The sequence below is a fragment of the Candidatus Pseudomonas phytovorans genome (assembly GCA_029202525.1).
Classification (GTDB): domain Bacteria; phylum Pseudomonadota; class Gammaproteobacteria; order Pseudomonadales; family Pseudomonadaceae; genus Aquipseudomonas; species Aquipseudomonas phytovorans.
In genome coordinates this window covers 2,907,742-2,924,336 of sequence record CP119325.1, presented here as the reverse complement: position 1 = coordinate 2,924,336, position 16,595 = coordinate 2,907,742, and the positions used below count along the sequence as shown (strand labels likewise).

The window sequence follows — 16,595 nt, the reverse complement described above, 5'->3', positions numbered from 1 at the left end:
CCCACAGAGACCGCATCAGGGCTGACAGGTACATCACCACTCAACTGGCCCAGCAAGACTGGCGAATGACGCTGCAGAAGTTCCCGGGCCGGAATGCCGGCTCCTTGTCGGCAATCACATCCGCCTTCACATTGCCAAACGTGGTTTGCGGCTTGTGCCGTATGCCGTTATAGAACGCCTGGATAATCGCCTCCTTGAAGTGTTCCCCGCGCGGGTGCGCCTGGACCACGGCATCCCGCGCAGTAATGCCCAACCCCTCGTGATGCAAGCCCAGCACATCGGTCTCCACACCCGCTGTGACCAAGGCAATCAACGGGTGCATATGTTCCGGAATGCCCGGCGTGGTGTGCAGCGCGATCGCCGTCCATACACGCTCGACATCACGTTCATCCACACCATGACGCTGGAGAAAATCACGCGCCACGTTGGCGCCATCCACTTCAAAGCGGCAGCACTCGCTGCTGTGCTCATGGGTCAGCCCCATGTCGTGGAACATGCAGCCCGCGTACAACAGTTCACTGTCGTAGCGCAGCCCCAGCCGCTGGCCGGCAAGCGCCGCGAAGTAGAACACCCGGCTGGAATGGTGGAACAGCAAAGGGGAAGCCGTTTCGCGGACAAGCTCGGTGATTTCCCGAGCCATGGCGCTGTCAGGCAGGTGGATACCGGCAATGGATGAGGACATGGTCGCTCCTTGGGTGGGTTGGTGACGCGTTCAGTCTGCAACCACACCCCCACGTCCTCAATTGACTTGTAACGTCAGATACTGCCATTGTCATTGGATTACAGACTTGCCGCAAAATGCCCGGAGCCACCATGCCCCCTCCCCCCCTCACGATCGCCATCCTGGCCATGCCCGGCGTGCAGATGCTGGATGCCTGCGGCCCGCTGGATGTGTTCGCCGAGGCCAACCGCCAACTCGGCCACGACGCCTATCGCCTGCTGCTGCTGGCTTGCGAACCGGGGCCGGTAGTGAGTTCTTCCGGCACGCGGCTGTATGCCGATGGCTGGATCGGGGAAGACCCGCCAGCCATCGATACCCTGCTGATCGCGGGTACGCCGCAAGCCGCCGACCAGTACCTGCGCCCCGGCATTCTCGACTGGCTGCAGCAGCGGGCAAGCGCTTGCCGCCGTTATGGCTCCGTGTGCACCGGGGCCTTTGCCCTGGCAGCCGCCGGGCTGCTGGATAACCGGCGAGTCACCACGCATTGGGCTGTGGCCGAAATGCTGGCCGAGCGTTACCCACGCGTGCACGTGGATGCCGACGCCATCCAGGTGCACGACGGCAAGTTGCGAACCGCTGCCGGGGTGACAGCGGGGCTGGACCTGGCACTGGCTTTGGTGGAAGAGGACCTGGGGCGGGATATTGCCAGGCAGGTGGCGGGCCATTTGGTGATGTACTTCAAGCGGCCGGGCGGGCAATTGCAATTCAGCCGCCAGGGCGGCACATCATCGGTCGGGCGCTCGGCGTTACAGGGGTTGCAACGTTATGTGGCTGCCAACCCTGCGCTTGAGCACGGCGTGGCCAGCCTGGCGGCACGGGTGGGGCTTAGCCCCAGGCATTTTGCGCGCGTGTTCCAGCACGATGTGGGCATGACCCCGGCGGCCTGGGTAGAACTGGCACGGGTGAACGCGGCACGCGCGCGACTGGAGGCTGGGCAAGAGGCGCCGAAACAAGTGGCTGCGCTGTGCGGGTTCGCCAATGCCGATACATTGCGGCGGGCGTTTGTGAAGCATGTGGGGGTTACGCCGGCAGAGTATCGCAAGCGCTTTGGGCGATCGGGATGAGTTCAAGCAGTTGGCGTGCGCCCGCGCCGGGTGCACTGTTGCAGCCCGGCCGAGGCAGTGCGTTCCATCGCGGGTCGGTTCAGCGAGGGCCGCCGCCCTGATGGCCGCCAAAGCCACCGCCGCCGCCCCCGTGGCCACCACCACCGTGACCACCGCCACCACCCGGCGGCATGAACATCCAGCAACCCGACAAGGCAGATACCAGCGCCGCCACCAAGGCTGCGCGGAAAAGGTGTTTCGACTTCATTGGAACGCTCCACAAGGCTAGATCTGCTGCCCCCGTTGGCCGGTTCGGCAGCGGGCGGATTCTAGAGCTGCGGGGTGATGGCACAGGGAAACTTTGCATAACTTTACAGTCGGTGCAGGCGCAGGGAGCGCAGCTCAGAAGGCGCCACCAAAACATCCTTGACCCGCTGCAACCGGCCACCGCATGCTCGAGCGCTTCCACCCCACGCTCAAGGAACGATTGCATGAAGCTGGAAACGCTCGCCATCCACGCAGGCTTCAGCCCTGACCCGACCACCAAGGCAGTGGCCGTACCGATTTACCAGACCACTTCCTTCGCCTTCGACGACACCCAGCACGGCGCCGACCTGTTCGACCTGAAGGTGGCCGGCAACATCTATTCGCGCATCATGAACCCTACCAACGATGTGCTCGAAAAACGCATGGCCGCCCTCGAAGGCGGGGTTGGCGCGCTGGCGGTGGCCTCGGGCATGGCGGCCATCACCTACGCCATCCAGACCGTTGCCGAGGCCGGCGACAACATTGTCTCGGTGGCCAAGCTGTATGGCGGCACCTACAACCTGCTGGCCCATACCCTGCCTCGCATGGGCATCAACACCCGCTTCGCCGCCCATGACGACATTGCCGCCCTCGAAGCGTTGATTGATGATCGCACCAAGGCGGTGTTCTGCGAGTCCATCGGTAACCCCGCCGGCAATATCGTCGATATCGCCGCGTTGGCCGAGGCCGCACACCGCCACGGTGTGCCGCTGATCGTCGACAACACCGTGGCCACCCCGGTGCTGTGCCGACCGTTCGAACATGGCGCGGATATCGTCGTGCACTCGCTGACCAAGTACATCGGCGGCCACGGTACCAGCATCGGCGGCATCGTCATCGACTCCGGCACGTTCCCCTGGGCCGACAACAAGGAACGTTTCGCCCTGCTCAACACCCCCGACCCGTCCTACCACGGCGTCACCTACACCGAAGCCTTCGGCCCCGCTGCCTTCATTGGCCGCTGCCGCGTGGTACCGCTGCGCAACACCGGCGCTGCGCTGTCGCCGTTCAACGCCTTCCTGATCCTGCAAGGCCTGGAAACCCTGGCCCTGCGCATGGAGCGCCACACCGAGAACGCGCTGAAAGTCGCCGATTACCTGCAAGCCCACGCGCAGGTGGCCTGGGTGAAGTACGCCGGGCTGCCCGACCACCCCGAGCATGAACTGGCCCAGCGCTACACCGGCGGCAAGCCGGCGTCGATCCTGTCGTTCGGCATCAAGGGCGGCCAGGCGGCCGGTGCGCGGTTCATCGATGCGTTGCAGCTTGTCGTGCGCCTGGTGAACATCGGCGATGCCAAGTCACTGGCTTGCCACCCCGCTTCCACCACCCACCGCCAGCTCAACGACGAGGAACTGGAGAAAGCCGGCGTACCGCGCGACATGGTGCGCCTGTCGATCGGCATCGAGCACAGCGACGACATCATCGCCGACCTGGCCCAGGCCCTGGAGGCCAGCCGCGGGTGATCGCTCCGCGCCCCACCCAATGCCGACGGCGGGCGCACAGTCATTCAGCCTGGACACACCCGCAATGACCCTGTTCTACCTGAAACTCATCGTCACCCCACTGCTGATGTGGGCCATTTCCCTCGCTTCGCGGCGCTGGGGCGGTTTGCTGGGTGGGTTGTTGTCCGGCCTGCCGATCACTTCGGCGCTGGTGATGACCTTCCTGTGCCTGGAACAGGGCACGGCCTTCGCCTTGGGCGCTATACCCGGCGCGTTGGGTGGCCTGGCGGCCGTACAGGCCACCTACACCTTCTACCTGTTGGCCACGCACAGGCTCGGGATCGCCCAGGCCGTTCTGCTGGCAGTGCTGTTCTATGGCTTGGTTGCCTATGCATTTACCCATTGGGGCAACCTGTACCTGTCGATCGCCGCGACGCTGGTGCTGATTGGCGTGCTGATACGCGCCAGCGGCCGTGAGCCCAAGCCCGACACTCTCGCCCGCCCCCGGCACCGGTATTGGGAGATCCCTCTTCGCATGGTGTCTGCCACTTGCCTGCTGATGGCCATCACCAGCCTTGCAAGTTGGTTAGGCCCGGCGACCAGCGGGATGCTTGCGCCGATCCCGGTGATTGCCTGGCCACTGGTGGTGTTCGCGCATGTGCAAAGCGGCCGTGCCGGGATGGCGGCGATGGTGCGGGGTAATGCAATCGGGGCGGTGGGAGTGGTCGCGTTTTATCTGGTTTTGGCGTGGCTGCTCGAAGCCTGGGGCGTTGGCGTTACCATCAGTCTGGCAATGATCTGCGCTGTGGTGCTGACTGTCGGGCTGGTCACGCTATTACGGCGGCGTTGATACGCAGCACGAAACATCAGTCGATTGAGGACGATATGGACTATCAGATTCGCCGGGCGGTGGCGGAGGATGCAGCAGGCATCAGCCGAGTGATCATCGCCGCTTTAAGGCAGACCAATGCAGCCGATTACGATGCCGCGACCATTGCCAGAGTGGAGCAATCATTCAGCGAAACGAGCGTTGCTCAATTGCTTGGCAGGCGCTTGGTCTTCGTTGCGACGGGCGACGATGAAGTGGTGGCTACTGCCAGCCTTGACGATGATGTCGTCAGGAGCATGTTCGTGGCCCCCGGCTTCCAGCGCATGGGTATTGGCGAACGGCTGATGCGCGCAGTCGAGAGTGAGGCGTTGACGCGTGGGTCACTGCAGTTGCGAGTACCCTCCTCGATTACTGCCCAGGGCTTTTATACCCGCTTGGGGTATCGGACAGTACGTGATGCGTTCCATGGGCAGGAACGCACGATCATCATGGAGAAACGTTTGATTCAGGGTTGCCCCTAACCGAATGTTCTCATGAATGGCTCAGCACATTGTCGGATAGCGGCGGCTACATGAGGTGCCTGCTCGCACAGCTCGGCCGAACTGTTGAGCACCTGCTCCAATGCCTGCAACTGCCCGCGGATAACCTCTTCTGGCTTGGCTACATCGCACGCCTTGGCGAACTCCAGCAGCCCCTGACGCGAAGCAAACAATGACTTGTTGCCGACAAGGTCCAGCGCCAATACGTCCTCTGGAATGTAGGCCGTGGTGTTGACGATATCGTAGGCAGGTGCCAGCCGTGCGTCCCGTTGGGCAGGGTCGGAATACAAGAGCCCGAAGTTCTTCAGATGGGCATCTCCGTTCCCGACGATACAGCTCAGGCTTACTATCGAGAACAACTGCGCCAACGAACTCTCCACTGCATCGGGTGGACAGAATAGCCGTATGGCCTTGGCGATTGCCGAATAGCTCTTGCTGTACTTCTGCGCGGCAGCCAGTCCCATCAATGCCGCCATGTCCTCAAAGCCGATAGGGTCAAGTTGCTCGTCACGGTCAAAACGGCGCATCACGAACAGCTTGGCGTTATCGGACAGGTAGAATTCCGGTACCGCGATCCCCGCTGCCTTGGCCACGGACATGCATAAATACTCATTGATCGCCAAACCGGGAAACTCATCCCGTCCGCTCTTGATGATCAAATCGGAAGTTTTTGAGGTAAAACGTTGCGGCCCTGCGCCCTGCTGCTCTGGCACCAGTACCTTGGGCTGAACGCCAGAGATTCCGGCGCGCAAGATGTAACGATCCACCAGGTCTGGAAAAATGTCCTCGGCCCCGTCCCAGGCCAGAATTTCCTCCAGCTTTTCTCCCGGAAACTGCTGCCGTTGCAAAAGCGCATCGACCTGATCGGAGCTCACTGCCACACGCCCAATTGGAGAGCTGCTGCCGGACAGCGCCAGCAAAAGCATAGGATCGACATTCACCACTTTTGCCAGCCGGTTGCGCAGCTGCTCCAGCACGTAACCTTCAGGCAGGTTCATCTGGAAAATCGGATGTAGCTCCCGATGGCGATATTCCTCAAAGCGCGCAGGCATCAGCAAACTGACTGCTGCAGATGGCTTGGCATCTTCCCGGTAGCGGAACAGATAGTCCGCCCCAGCGCTAAAAATTTTACCGCTCTTGCCTTCAGGCGTTTTCACATTCAACAGGGTGGTCATGAGTCGAAAATCCCCTGAATTTCATCCAGCGTAGGCATGGCTGCTGGCACGAGTGCGAATTCACAGTCCAGGGCTCCGACAACTCGCGCATAAGCTGACATCCCTACTGTCAGGTCGCCTTTCTCGATAGCGATCAGCTTTTGCCGGGTGATACCGGCAAGGCCAGCGAGCCGGGCTTGGGTAAGCCCGCGATTAAGCCGCCGCTTGCGAAGCATCTCGCCCAGACGGGTGGTGATGAGAGAATAATCCATGTTCGGTATACGTAACAAAACAAAGTAAATGTAACGTATACCTAACCTAGCAAAAAATCAAATCCGGGCGTAAACGAGAACAAGCATTCTTGGGGCAGAGCAATTGTCCCCTACCGGGGACATCGTTCGCTGTGGCCTCAAGTACAGTCATTCGCACACCTTGATACCTACAAAAATAAGGATGTGCATTGCCATGCATCAGCCCCACAGCGAGCCGCGCCGCTCCCTCTATTTCAACTATCAGGTCTTCCCCGCCCACACCGCCAGCGTCGGCGCGGCCAACCCGGAACGCAAACCGGTAGTGGTGGCAGGCGCCGGCCCGATCGGCCTGACCACGGCGCTGGACCTCGCCCGCCATGGCATACCCTGCGTGGTACTGGCGGCGGAACGGCAAGTGAGCGAAGGCAGCCGGGCCATCGTGTTTACCCGCCGCTCGATGGAAATTTTGCAGCAGGTCGGCGTCGCCGATCGGGTCTGTGAGCTTGGCTTGCCATGGCGCTGTGGCAATTCGTTCTACCGCAACCAGCTGGTGTTCCGTATGGAAAACCCACACGACCCAGACGACCGCTACGCGCCCATGACCAACCTGCAACAGCCCTGCCTGGAGCAGTTTCTGGTAGAGGCCGCCGAAGCCAACCCGTTGGTGGAGCTGCGCTGGGGCAATCGGGTGAGTGGCCTGGCGGAGCATGACGGCTTCACCCGGTTGAGCATCGATACCCCCGCCGGCAGCTATGAGCTGGACGCTGACTGGGTAGTAGCAGCTGACGGCGCGCGCTCGACGCTGCGCACACTGCTGGACCTGAAGCTGGAAGGTACCGCTTACGAAGGCCGCTTCGTGATCGCAGACATCAAGATTGACCTGGGCCTGCCCACCGAGCGCCTGGCCTATTTCGACCCGGCCTGGAACCCGGGCAACACCGTATTGATGCACCGCGAACCGGGTGATATCTGGCGAATTGACTACCAACTGCCCGAGAACGAAACCCCGGAACAGGCGCTGCAACCGGAGTCACTGCGCGAACGCATCAATGCCCAGCTACAGATGCTCGGCGTAGACGACCCCCAGTGGGAAATGGACTGGAGCTCGGTCTATTCAGCCCGCGCCCTGACCCTGCCGGACTACATACACAAGCGCGTGATCTTCGTAGGAGACGCGGCTCACCTGTTGCCGATTTTTGGCGTGCGTGGCGCCAATACCGGGTTCCAGGACTGCCATGGCCTGGTCTGGAAACTGGCCCTCACCCTCAAAGGTCTGGCAGGCCCCAAGCTGCTGCCGTCCTACTCCAACGAACGCGTCAGTGCAGCGCGGGAGATCATCAGCGAGGCAGGCAAGAGCACCCGCTTCATGGCGCCACCTACTGCGGGTTACCGCCTGGTCCGCGATGCGGTGCTGTCGCTGTCGCTGACCCAAGCGTTCGTCCGCCCCTTGTACCACTGGCGTACCTCGCGGCCACACGACTACGCAGACTCGGTGCTCAACTGTGCAACTGACGACAACGCGCTTTTCACTGCGGGCCCGCGCAACGGCGCCCCGCTGCTGAACATCCGGCTGGCCGAAGACGACTACCTGTTTGACCACCTGGGCGCCTGTTTCTACCTGCTCTATTTCACCAACGATAACTGCATCCCTAGTGACGTGATCGAGCAAGCGAACGCCATTCGCAGCAGCGGCGTGCCCTTGCAGATCATCGCAATTGCGCAAAGCGCCCAGGCCGCTATCAGCGGTGCAGACCACCTGATCGATGACACCAGCGGCCACATTGCCGCCAGGTATGGCATCACCCGCAATGGCGCCTACCTGGTGCGCCCAGACCAGCACATCTGCGCCCGGTGGCTGCAGGTATCTGCCGCACAAGTGCAATCCGCCATCGACACTGCCTTGGGCAAGCTCTGAGAGGAACCGCCATGAACACCCTGACCGCAACAGACCTAGAAGTGGTTTACGACGTACTGGCAGATGCCTTGGACCAGGCCACACCGGCCAAGGCCGAGCTGTTCCTGACCAAGCTGGCGCTGCTCAACGCCCATGCACTTGGCGATGCCCTGGCCTTTATCGAACTTACCCGGTCGGCGCTACAAGACCTGTAGTGACTGCAGTTGCCAAAGCACCGGAGCCGGTGCCGCTGAAACCAATAATAATCAGGCGCCCACATGCATCAAACCACTGCCCCCACTACCCCGATAGAAACCGCCAGTAGCGCCCAGCACAACGTGATGCGCAAAGTCTCCAGGCGCCTGCTGGGCTTTCTGTTCCTGTGCTTTGTGCTGTCTTTTCTAGATCGGATCAACATCGGCTTTGCCGGCCTGACCATGATGGGCGACCTGGGCTTGAGCAGCACCCAGTTCGGCATGGCCACCACGCTGTTCTACATCGCTTATATCGCCTGTGGCATCCCCAGCAACATGGCCTTGGCCAAAGTGGGTGCGCGAAAATGGATCGGCAGCCTGATGATCGCCTGGGGGCTGGCTTCGACCGCGACCTTGTTCGCGACCGATGCCAGCAGCTTGTACCTGCTGCGGATTCTGGTGGGTATCACTGAAGCCGGCTTTCTGCCCGGTGTGCTGCTGTACCTGACGTTCTGGTTCCCGGCGGCCTACCGCGCCCGCGCCAATGCCCTGTTCATGATCGCGATGCCATTCACCGCAGGCTTCGGGTCGGCACTTTCCGGGCTGATACTGAGCCTGGACGGCGTGTGGGGATTGCACGGGTGGCAGTGGCTATTCCTGCTCGAAGGCATGCCTTCGGTGATCATGGGCTTTGTGGTGTTCGGCTACCTGAACGACACGCCGCACCAGGCCCGCTGGCTGAGCCCCGAAGACAAGCAGCATCTGCAGCATGCCTTGGCCGCAGACACCCCACCTTCAACCTCTACAGCAGAGGATGGCACCGGCAGCCTGCTGCGCGAAATGCTCTCATCCACCGTGCTGAAGTTCAGCCTGGTGTATTTCTGCCTGGTCAACACGCTGGCGATGATCGCTGTATGGACGCCGCTGATCATCAAGAGCATCAGTGCCGCCGACAGCAGCAACAGCACCATTGGCTTTCTGGCGATGATTCCGCAGGTGTGCACCATCATCGGCATGCTGGTGTGGGGGCTGCATTCCGACCGCAGCCAGGAACGCAAATGGCACCTGGTGCTGCCCATGCTGGTGGCCGCTGCCGGCTGGATGTTCGCCGCCTATGCCGGTAACCCGATGGTGCAACTGTGCGGTATCTGTATGGCCGCCACGGGGTCGTACACCGCCATGTCGATTTTCTGGACTACCCCGGACCAGGCGCTGACGTTCAAGGCGCGTGCCATTGGCATTGCGGTGATCAACGCGTTCGGCAACATCGGTTCGGCGCTGAATCCGCTGGTGGTTGGCTGGCTGAAGGACCTGACCCACAGCTTCACGGCCGGGATTGTGTATGCCACGGTGCTATTGGTGATTGGCGCGTTGCTGACCTTTGTGCTGCCCCTGCCCTCGGCCAAGTCGATTTCAAAGCCTGCACAGGAACTGTAGGCGGCGGTTCGCTCCTCGATACACCAGAGGCGTTCGCAACCTGTGGGCGCGGAGTTACCCGCGAAAGGGCCGGTGGAGCATCAGAGAACTCGAGGGTTGGGCATGACTATTGATCATGCTCTTCCCTGTCTCGATATTCGCCCAGAGTCAGCTCCATCGATTGCGACATCAAAGCCGACCCCTCTCGTAAAGGCTCGGGTACACCAACGGGATGCAACCCGCCAGCTGTGTACAACCGCATCGCCGGGCTGTCCGCGATCGTCACACCCAGGCGGACGCATTGCGCACCATGGCTGCTCGCCCAGTTGGTAGCACGCTCAAGCAAGGCACGACCAACGCCGAAGCCACGCGCATTCGGCGCTACCCACATCTGGAATATTTCGACCACGGCTGCCTCGACGCCCGACGCCTTGCACCACACCAAGCCACAAACCTCATTACCCCTGATAGCAAAGAAAGCCTCGGCACTGCTGGATGATGCGACAGCTGATATACGCGTCTGCCACTCATTATCTGCCCTGGCTGACTCGTGCTCGTAAGTACTTCCAAAAGCATCCGGCGACTCATGCAGAGCCCTCAAACGCAAGTCCCGATAAGTTTGCCAATCACTTGCTGTTACAGGACGGACTATCACAATGGCACTTCCATTTTGCACAGTGTCAGCAAGAGACTAATGCCATAAACCTGCCAAGGCTATAGAAGATACCTGAAGCACGTCCTGGCAGTCCTTTGCCGACCGCGAACGGTTTAATGCCTCAAGCGCTGGCTGATACCGGGCGCGGTGTACGCACGCCCCATAGCCAGTAGCCCAGGGATAACAGGACCAACCAGCCTACCCCGACATACATGGCTGTGCGGCTGGCCGGGAACCAACCGAGCACGCCAAAGATGAACACCATGAACGCAATCGCGCAAGCCGGCCCTACCGGCCACAGTGGCACCCGATAATCCAGTGCGGCTACCTCCTCCTTGCTCATGCCGCGCCGCATGGCCACCTGCGATAGCAGGATCATCAACCACACCCAGACAATGGAGAAAGTGACCACCGCGGCAAGCACCAGGAACAAGTCTTCTGGCACCAGGTAATTCAATACCACGCCCAACAGCAAAGCGACGCCCATCACTGCGACTGTCATCCACGGCACACCAAAACGCGACAGTGATGCGAAGCCGGCAGGGGCCTGGCCGTTTTGAGCCATGCCGTACATCATTCGCCCGGCACTGAATATGTCGCTATTGATCGCGGATACCGCAGCGGAAATTACAACGATGTTCAACACGGTTGCCGCTGAGCTGATGCCAAGGCCACTGAAGATTTGAACAAACGGGCTACCGTGGCTCCCAATGCTGGTCCATGGGTAAATGGCCATGAGCACGAACAGGGTCAGGATATAGAACAGCAGAATGCGCAGAGGCACCGAGTTGATCGCCTTTGGCAGCACGCGCTTTGGGTCCCTTGCCTCGCCTGCGGTGATGCCGATCATTTCGACCCCGCCAAAGGCGAACATCACAACGGTGAAGGAAGCAATCATCCCACCGACGCCATTAGGGAAGAACCCGCCGTGGCTCCACAGGTTCGAGATACCGGCCACAGTGCCAGCCTCGTCATTCAGCTGGATACCCAACAGCAGCACGGCACCGCCTGCCACAATCATGGCGACGATAGCGGTCACCTTCAGCAACGACAGCCAGAACTCCATTTCCCCGAACACTTTCACGCTACACAGGTTGAGCGCACCGATGAAGAACACGATCCCAAGCACCCAGATCCAGGCGGGTGTTTCGGGAAACCACAATCCCATGTAAACGCCAAACGCCGTCACGTCTGCCAGGCACACCACCAACATCGAAAACGCGTAGCTCCAACCTGTCAGAAAGCCAAAGTAGCGGCCCAGGTATTGGCTGGCATAGTGGCCAAACGAGCCTGACACCGGGTTATGAACCGCCATTTCACCAAGGGCGCGCATCATCATGTAAATGGCTGCGCCGCCGATCAAGTAGGCGAGCAGAACGGATGGGCCTGCCAGTTTTATTGCCGATGCCGAGCCATAAAACAGCCCGGTGCCGATGGCAGAACCTAATGCCATGAAACGAATATGCCGGGTAGACAGGCCCCGCTTCAGCTGTTGTGAAGATTGAGCGCTCATAGATACCTTCTTGATTTTATTATCAGGTCCGCACAGCACAGAGGCTGTGCGTTTTAATCAGGCACGCATTGTTTCAATCATCAATCTCTTGGCCACAGCACCGGGAATAGCGCATGGTTCATCTGGGCACCGCTCGCCAATTGCGTTTCGAGCCCGGGAAATTGTGGCGAGGTTTTCCACTGGCGCGGTGCGTGGGTGATGTCGTCGCCCAGAAAGCGCACTGAAAAGGCACGGCGCCGGCGATTGCCCCCGACACCGCCAGAGGCGTGCAGGGTCAGCATGTGGAAGAACACGGCATCGCCCGGGGAAAGCTCCCAGCCGAGGATGTTCCAGGCGCTGCGGTCAGCTTCGATATCCGGCAAGTCGGTAAGGCTGCCTTCCGGAAACCATTGCGCCTGGCTGTCGAGGAAGCTGCGTGGCATCAGCCACGGACCCAGGTGCGAGCCCCCTACGAATTCAAGGGTGGACGCCCGCGCGACGGGGTCGACTGGCATCCACATGCTGCAGTTCTGGCGCCCATCGATGTTGTAGTACGGCTGGTCCTGATGCCAGGGCGTACGCTGGCGCGTGTTTGGCTCTTTGACCAGCAGGTGATCGTGATAAAGCCGGGCTGTTTCGCTGTTCATGAGTTGAGCGGCAACACTACCCACCCGGCTCTCGAAGATGAACTGGCGATAGGCCGCGATATCGCCCCAGTTGCAGAAGTCCTCGAAGAACCAACCAGGGTCGTCAGCGCGGCTGGCCACTTTGGCGCGTTCGCTTGGGGTTTTCAGGTTCTGTTCGATGCCGGTTTCGAGCAGTGCAACTTCCTGCGGCGTGAACAGATTACGGACGCAGACAGCACCATCACGCTGGAAAGCCTCGATGGTTTCATCGCTTAGTTGAAATTCGACGGACTGTTTCATAAAGCACCCTTGGTCTTTTTATTGGGCAACAGCACCACTGCCAAGTGTCGAGCGGAATAAGCAAGGTGCAAAGCGAGTATTGCTTTTCGGCACCAATAGGAAAAGAATATATTTCCTAATCCTGAGTATAGGAAAAAATGATAGGGTTCTCGTTTCGGCAGTTAGAGTATTTCGTCGCCGTGGCCGAGCACGGCAGCATCAGCGCTGCTGCGAGAGCACGACACGTTTCGCAGCCCTCGGTGTCGGTTGCCATCGCCCAGCTCGAAGAAGCGCTGAACGAGCGGCTTTTCCGGCGCCAGGTCAGTCGCGGGCTGGAGCTGACGTCAGCGGGCACGCGATTGCTTGCACAGGCTCGCGATATCATTGGCATGGCCATCGCCATGAATCAAAAAACGGATCAGGCGCAAGGTTCACTGCGCGGCAACCTGTCGCTTATCTGCTTTCAAGACCTGGGACCTTACTTTGCACCGCGGCTGCTATCGAGCTTTCGCAAGCAGTACCCCGAGGTCGAGGTAACGCTGTTCGAAACTGACCTGGCAGGCGTACACCGCAACCTGAGTGCCGGCAAAGCCGAGCTCGCGCTTACTTATGACATCGGCCTGGATCACTCGCTGCCGCGCCAGGTACTGGCTGAACTGAAACCCTACGCGCTGATTGCCACGGACCACCGCCTGGCCCACCTGGCAGCGATACCGCTGCATGAACTGGCCCAGGAATGCCTCATTCTTGAGGACATTGCACAAACGCGTGAATATTTCCTTTCACTGTTCTGGGCGCATAACCTGCAACCGCGCACTCAGCAGTACACCCAGACGTTCGAAATGCAGCGGGGCCTGGTCGCGCATGGCTACGGGGTTGCCTTGTCGTGTACCCGGCCCGCCGGGGACCACTGCTACGACGGCACACCACTGCTATGCCGGCCATTACTGGAAGCGGTAGTGCCACAAAAAGTGGTGCTGGCCCAGTCAGGCGCGATGCACCCATCGCCGGTAGCCGAGGCATTCAAACGTTGGGTTGCCCGGGAGATCGCAGGCGCGGCAGTGTGAATCCGATTGAGGTTCCAGGCGCTCAGCGCAGCCGAACCGCGAGTCTCGGGGCGGCGGGAGTAGCCGCCTGCCGCCCTGAGGTTTCGCTAAGGGGCATGCGACCTGACGACAACAGCCAACGTTGTATCAGCAGGTCGAGGTAGCGCGCCGTTCAGTGCGCATGCGTAGGGGTCGCCGATCCGTTGGCGGCGCCCCCGGCGCCTTTGCCTTGCTGTTCGATCCAGTCCAGCCCACCCGGTATACCGGCCTCGAAAATCTCGACCAGGCGCATCATCCCGCCGTCTTCATGGGGCAGAATGTGGCAATGCAAAACGAAGCGCCCAACGTAGCGCTCATAATGTGAGCGCACTACAACTTCGACGCCGGGCTCAACGATGATCGTGTCCTTGTACACGTCCTTCATACCGAAATACTGCGAGGTCGCGTCCCCGGTCACATCCACGCCATCCGCCAACCGCGTTACGCGTACCACCTGGAAAGGGTTGATATGGATATGGAACGGGTGAGCAACATCGGCGGTGCGCAGGCGCCACTCGTCCGTGTTGCCAAGTTGCAGTGCGATAAGTTCGTCCTCTCGTTCGCTGAAACGAACATCTTCAACCTTCCCCCACGGCGCTTGCGGGTCGGGATCAGACGCTGCCTCGAAGCCTGCACGGGTAAGCCGTGCATGCCCCAACCCCGCGCCCGAAGGTGCAGAGGCCACGCCTTTCTGCACTGACTTCAGGTTGAAACGAAGCAGACGGACGTTGTCTACCCGCTCCCAGGCCTCCTCCTGTTGTTGCGGCGCTTGCCCTGTCAGCCTGTCGTGTGGCGAGAAATGCTCAAGCTTCAGGCCGGCGTCGAGGTCGGCCAGAATCGCCGGCAGTTTCGAGGTGTCGAGCCCCTGTTTTTCGCGATCTGCAGCCAGCCGCTTGGCCGCGCTGACCAGCATGTCATGAATGACCACCTTGGCGTCAGCAATCTGCTGGGCATCGTTGCGCTCGACCCTGACAGTGAAGAGCAGGCGCCGGCTGTCCACCGACCCTTCCACACTGGCCTGCGCCGATAGAGGGGCATCGATGACGCAGTAATCCTGATGGCGCAGATCGCCGGCAGGCTGAGGGAAGGACACCAGAATGTCGCTGCGATAACCCGGCTGCAGTACCCGGCTGTCCGTCTCCAGGGCCTGGTACCTGGTCAGCCCATCGGCAGCGATCTCGAACACTTTGAGTGGCGGGCCATCGACCTCGCACTCACGTGCAATCACTCGATCGTTGTCAGCGGCGGACGTGTTGCTGAACACCGTCTTCAGCGACGTTGACTCCGCCTGTGCCGGGCGCGGCTTTGCAGGAAAGACCTGAACCTTGATGCTGTCATTGAAGCCTGCATGGATAAGGCGCCAGCGCTCCGGCTGCCCGGCAATGACCTTCTCCTGGCCAGGTTCGCTGCCAATGCCCAGCATGTCGGTGACACGGCCGTTGACGGTAGTGAAGCGCCCCGAAGCTGTCCAGTTGCTGGGGCCGCCCAGATCGTTGTAGTCGACGATGGCGCCGATATCACCGGCGGCGCAGTTCCATTTGTCCGCTTTGGGCGTACCGTCCGGGGCAAAGCATTTGTACTGAATCTGCTGCAGCATGAAGACCCGGTCGGGAATCGGTTTTCCATCGGGCCTGCTCAACAGCACATCGATGTCACCACTGCGCAAACCTTGACCATTCACGCCCGGAACCGGCCATCGATCTCCATTCACGATCAGCGCCCCAGCCACGCCGCTGGCAACCTGCAAGGCGGTGGAGCCGTGAACGTGGGGGTGGTACCAAAAGGTTCCGGCAGGATGATCGGCAGGGATGTTGTATTCGTACTCGTGCGCCACACCGGCACTTGGGTACAAGGTGCGCAGCACATTGTCGCTGTTACCGGCCGGGTTCACCCAACTGCCGTGGAAGTGGTTGTTGGTGGTGTTGAAACAACCCGGGCGGCTGTTGGGAATATTCATCGTGCCAGGGTCATGGGCCGCTGGGTCGCACTGCTGCTGCGGGATCAGCTTTTCATATACATCCTTGCCAAGCCCGGCCTGGGTATAGTCCTGGCGCAGGCCTGCGGGCAGCTGGTCCCAAGGCAACAGGTGATTGTAGATATCAAAGCGGACCGTCTGGCCCGGAAACGCCTTGATCAGCGGGGCCGCGACCAGGCCTTCGGCACTGGCGCCGTTGAGGTCGGCATAACCGCGCAACCAGACCTTGTCGTTGCTGCCCTTTTTCGGGTCGTGGATTTCGGCTTGTTTCAGGCGCAGTTCCAGTTGCGCACCGGGGTCTTTCTGGCGGATGACCGTGCGCGAAGTGACGCCGCTGGCTTCAAGCATGCCGTGAGCCGCTGCAGCCCCACCCCGATCGATGCCCATCGTCAGTGCAGGTGGGTTGCTGATGCCGCCAGCCTGAGCGGAAAAAGCGTTGGCGACCCAGAAAAGCGATGCCAATGACCCGCTGCACAGAGCCAATCCTTTTGACTGCATATCAGGTTCCTTCCCAAGTAATTGCCAGTGGCTGGCAACAGGATATTCAACTGGAAAAGTAGTTTGAGACGATGAAAACGCAAGGTAATGGCAATTTGATAATCCCGCCTATACTCAGGCCCGACAGTTTTCTGGAGTCAACGTTCAATGGGTCTGCAGGCGGGGCCGCCTGCAACTGTCATCAAGGAGAAGATGC

The 16,595-nt window shown here is 60.5% G+C and carries 16 protein-coding genes; 8 read left to right on the top strand and 8 right to left on the bottom strand.

The window, feature by feature from the left end; translation table 11 throughout:
• Positions 1 to 40: 40 nt before the first annotated feature.
• Entirely contained in the window at positions 41 to 682 is a 642-nt protein-coding gene (locus P0Y58_13080) for an HD domain-containing protein (protein WEK33071.1), read from the bottom strand.
• A 131-nt stretch (positions 683 to 813) separates the two neighbouring features.
• Here P0Y58_13080 and P0Y58_13075 point away from each other — a divergent pair, with 131 nt between their 5' ends.
• A complete protein-coding gene (locus tag P0Y58_13075; protein WEK33070.1) occupies positions 814 to 1,785 on the top strand; it encodes a helix-turn-helix domain-containing protein in 972 nt (323 codons plus the stop codon).
• Between the two features lie 79 nt (positions 1,786 to 1,864).
• On the opposite strand, the gene P0Y58_13070 is transcribed toward P0Y58_13075, so the two are convergent.
• Positions 1,865 to 2,032, bottom strand: coding sequence for a hypothetical protein (locus P0Y58_13070; GenBank protein ID WEK33069.1), 168 nt, complete (start codon positions 2,030 to 2,032; stop codon positions 1,865 to 1,867).
• Positions 2,033 to 2,255: 223 nt separating this feature from the next.
• Here P0Y58_13070 and P0Y58_13065 point away from each other — a divergent pair, with 223 nt between their 5' ends.
• The 3 genes from P0Y58_13065 to P0Y58_13055 all read left to right on the top strand — a co-directional run bounded on the left by P0Y58_13065 (position 2,256) and on the right by P0Y58_13055 (position 4,862).
• Complete coding sequence (locus tag P0Y58_13065) at positions 2,256 to 3,533, top strand: bifunctional O-acetylhomoserine aminocarboxypropyltransferase/cysteine synthase (GenBank protein WEK33068.1); 1,278 nt, start codon at positions 2,256 to 2,258, stop codon at positions 3,531 to 3,533.
• A gap of 64 nt (positions 3,534 to 3,597) precedes the next feature.
• Complete coding sequence (locus P0Y58_13060; GenBank protein WEK33067.1) at positions 3,598 to 4,362, top strand: hypothetical protein; 765 nt, start codon at positions 3,598 to 3,600, stop codon at positions 4,360 to 4,362.
• Between the two features lie 35 nt (positions 4,363 to 4,397).
• The gene (locus P0Y58_13055; GenBank protein ID WEK33066.1) at positions 4,398 to 4,862 is read left to right on the top strand and encodes a GNAT family N-acetyltransferase; all 465 of its coding nucleotides are present in this window, start codon (positions 4,398 to 4,400) and stop codon (positions 4,860 to 4,862) included.
• Here P0Y58_13055 and P0Y58_13050 read toward each other — a convergent pair.
• The gene (locus tag P0Y58_13050; protein ID WEK33065.1) at positions 4,859 to 6,055 is read right to left on the bottom strand and encodes a type II toxin-antitoxin system HipA family toxin; all 1,197 of its coding nucleotides are present in this window, start codon (positions 6,053 to 6,055) and stop codon (positions 4,859 to 4,861) included. The genes P0Y58_13055 and P0Y58_13050 overlap by 4 nt on opposite strands.
• Positions 6,052 to 6,306, bottom strand: a complete 255-nt coding sequence (locus P0Y58_13045) for a helix-turn-helix transcriptional regulator (GenBank protein WEK33064.1) — start codon at positions 6,304 to 6,306, stop codon at positions 6,052 to 6,054. The genes P0Y58_13050 and P0Y58_13045 overlap by 4 nt, the downstream gene beginning before the upstream one ends.
• A 193-nt stretch (positions 6,307 to 6,499) precedes the next feature.
• Here P0Y58_13045 and P0Y58_13040 point away from each other — a divergent pair, with 193 nt between their 5' ends.
• The 3 genes from P0Y58_13040 (at position 6,500) to P0Y58_13030 (ending at position 9,810) form a co-directional block, all read left to right on the top strand.
• Positions 6,500 to 8,200: an FAD-dependent monooxygenase gene (locus P0Y58_13040; protein ID WEK33063.1), complete on the top strand. Its 1,701-nt coding sequence runs from the start codon at positions 6,500 to 6,502 to the stop codon at positions 8,198 to 8,200.
• Between the two features lie 11 nt (positions 8,201 to 8,211).
• Positions 8,212 to 8,394 (top strand): DUF2783 domain-containing protein, encoded by a 183-nt coding sequence (locus P0Y58_13035; GenBank protein WEK33062.1) that lies wholly within the window; start codon positions 8,212 to 8,214, stop codon positions 8,392 to 8,394.
• A 63-nt stretch (positions 8,395 to 8,457) separates the two neighbouring features.
• Positions 8,458 to 9,810 carry an MFS transporter gene (locus P0Y58_13030; protein WEK33061.1) on the top strand — a complete coding sequence of 451 codons (1,353 nt, stop codon included), beginning with the start codon at positions 8,458 to 8,460 and terminating at the stop codon, positions 9,808 to 9,810.
• A 106-nt stretch (positions 9,811 to 9,916) separates the two neighbouring features.
• Here P0Y58_13030 and P0Y58_13025 read toward each other — a convergent pair whose 3' ends face one another.
• The 3 genes from P0Y58_13025 to P0Y58_13015 all read right to left on the bottom strand — a co-directional run bounded on the left by P0Y58_13025 (position 9,917) and on the right by P0Y58_13015 (position 12,862).
• Positions 9,917 to 10,444, bottom strand: a complete 528-nt coding sequence (locus P0Y58_13025) for a GNAT family N-acetyltransferase (protein ID WEK33060.1) — start codon at positions 10,442 to 10,444, stop codon at positions 9,917 to 9,919.
• Between the two features lie 121 nt (positions 10,445 to 10,565).
• On the bottom strand, positions 10,566 to 11,957 hold the full coding sequence (locus P0Y58_13020; protein ID WEK33326.1) for an amino acid permease: 1,392 nt from the start codon (positions 11,955 to 11,957) through the stop codon (positions 10,566 to 10,568).
• Positions 11,958 to 12,037: 80 nt separating this feature from the next.
• A complete protein-coding gene (locus P0Y58_13015) occupies positions 12,038 to 12,862 on the bottom strand; it encodes a phytanoyl-CoA dioxygenase family protein (protein ID WEK33059.1) in 825 nt (274 codons plus the stop codon).
• 137 nt (positions 12,863 to 12,999) lie between these two features.
• Between P0Y58_13015 and P0Y58_13010 the strand changes: the two genes are divergently transcribed.
• Positions 13,000 to 13,908 (top strand): LysR family transcriptional regulator, encoded by a 909-nt coding sequence (locus tag P0Y58_13010; protein WEK33058.1) that lies wholly within the window; start codon positions 13,000 to 13,002, stop codon positions 13,906 to 13,908.
• A gap of 151 nt (positions 13,909 to 14,059) precedes the next feature.
• Here P0Y58_13010 and P0Y58_13005 read toward each other — a convergent pair whose 3' ends face one another.
• Positions 14,060 to 16,399: a multicopper oxidase domain-containing protein gene (locus P0Y58_13005; GenBank protein WEK33057.1), complete on the bottom strand. Its 2,340-nt coding sequence runs from the start codon at positions 16,397 to 16,399 to the stop codon at positions 14,060 to 14,062.
• Between the last annotated feature and the right edge of the window lie 196 nt (positions 16,400 to 16,595).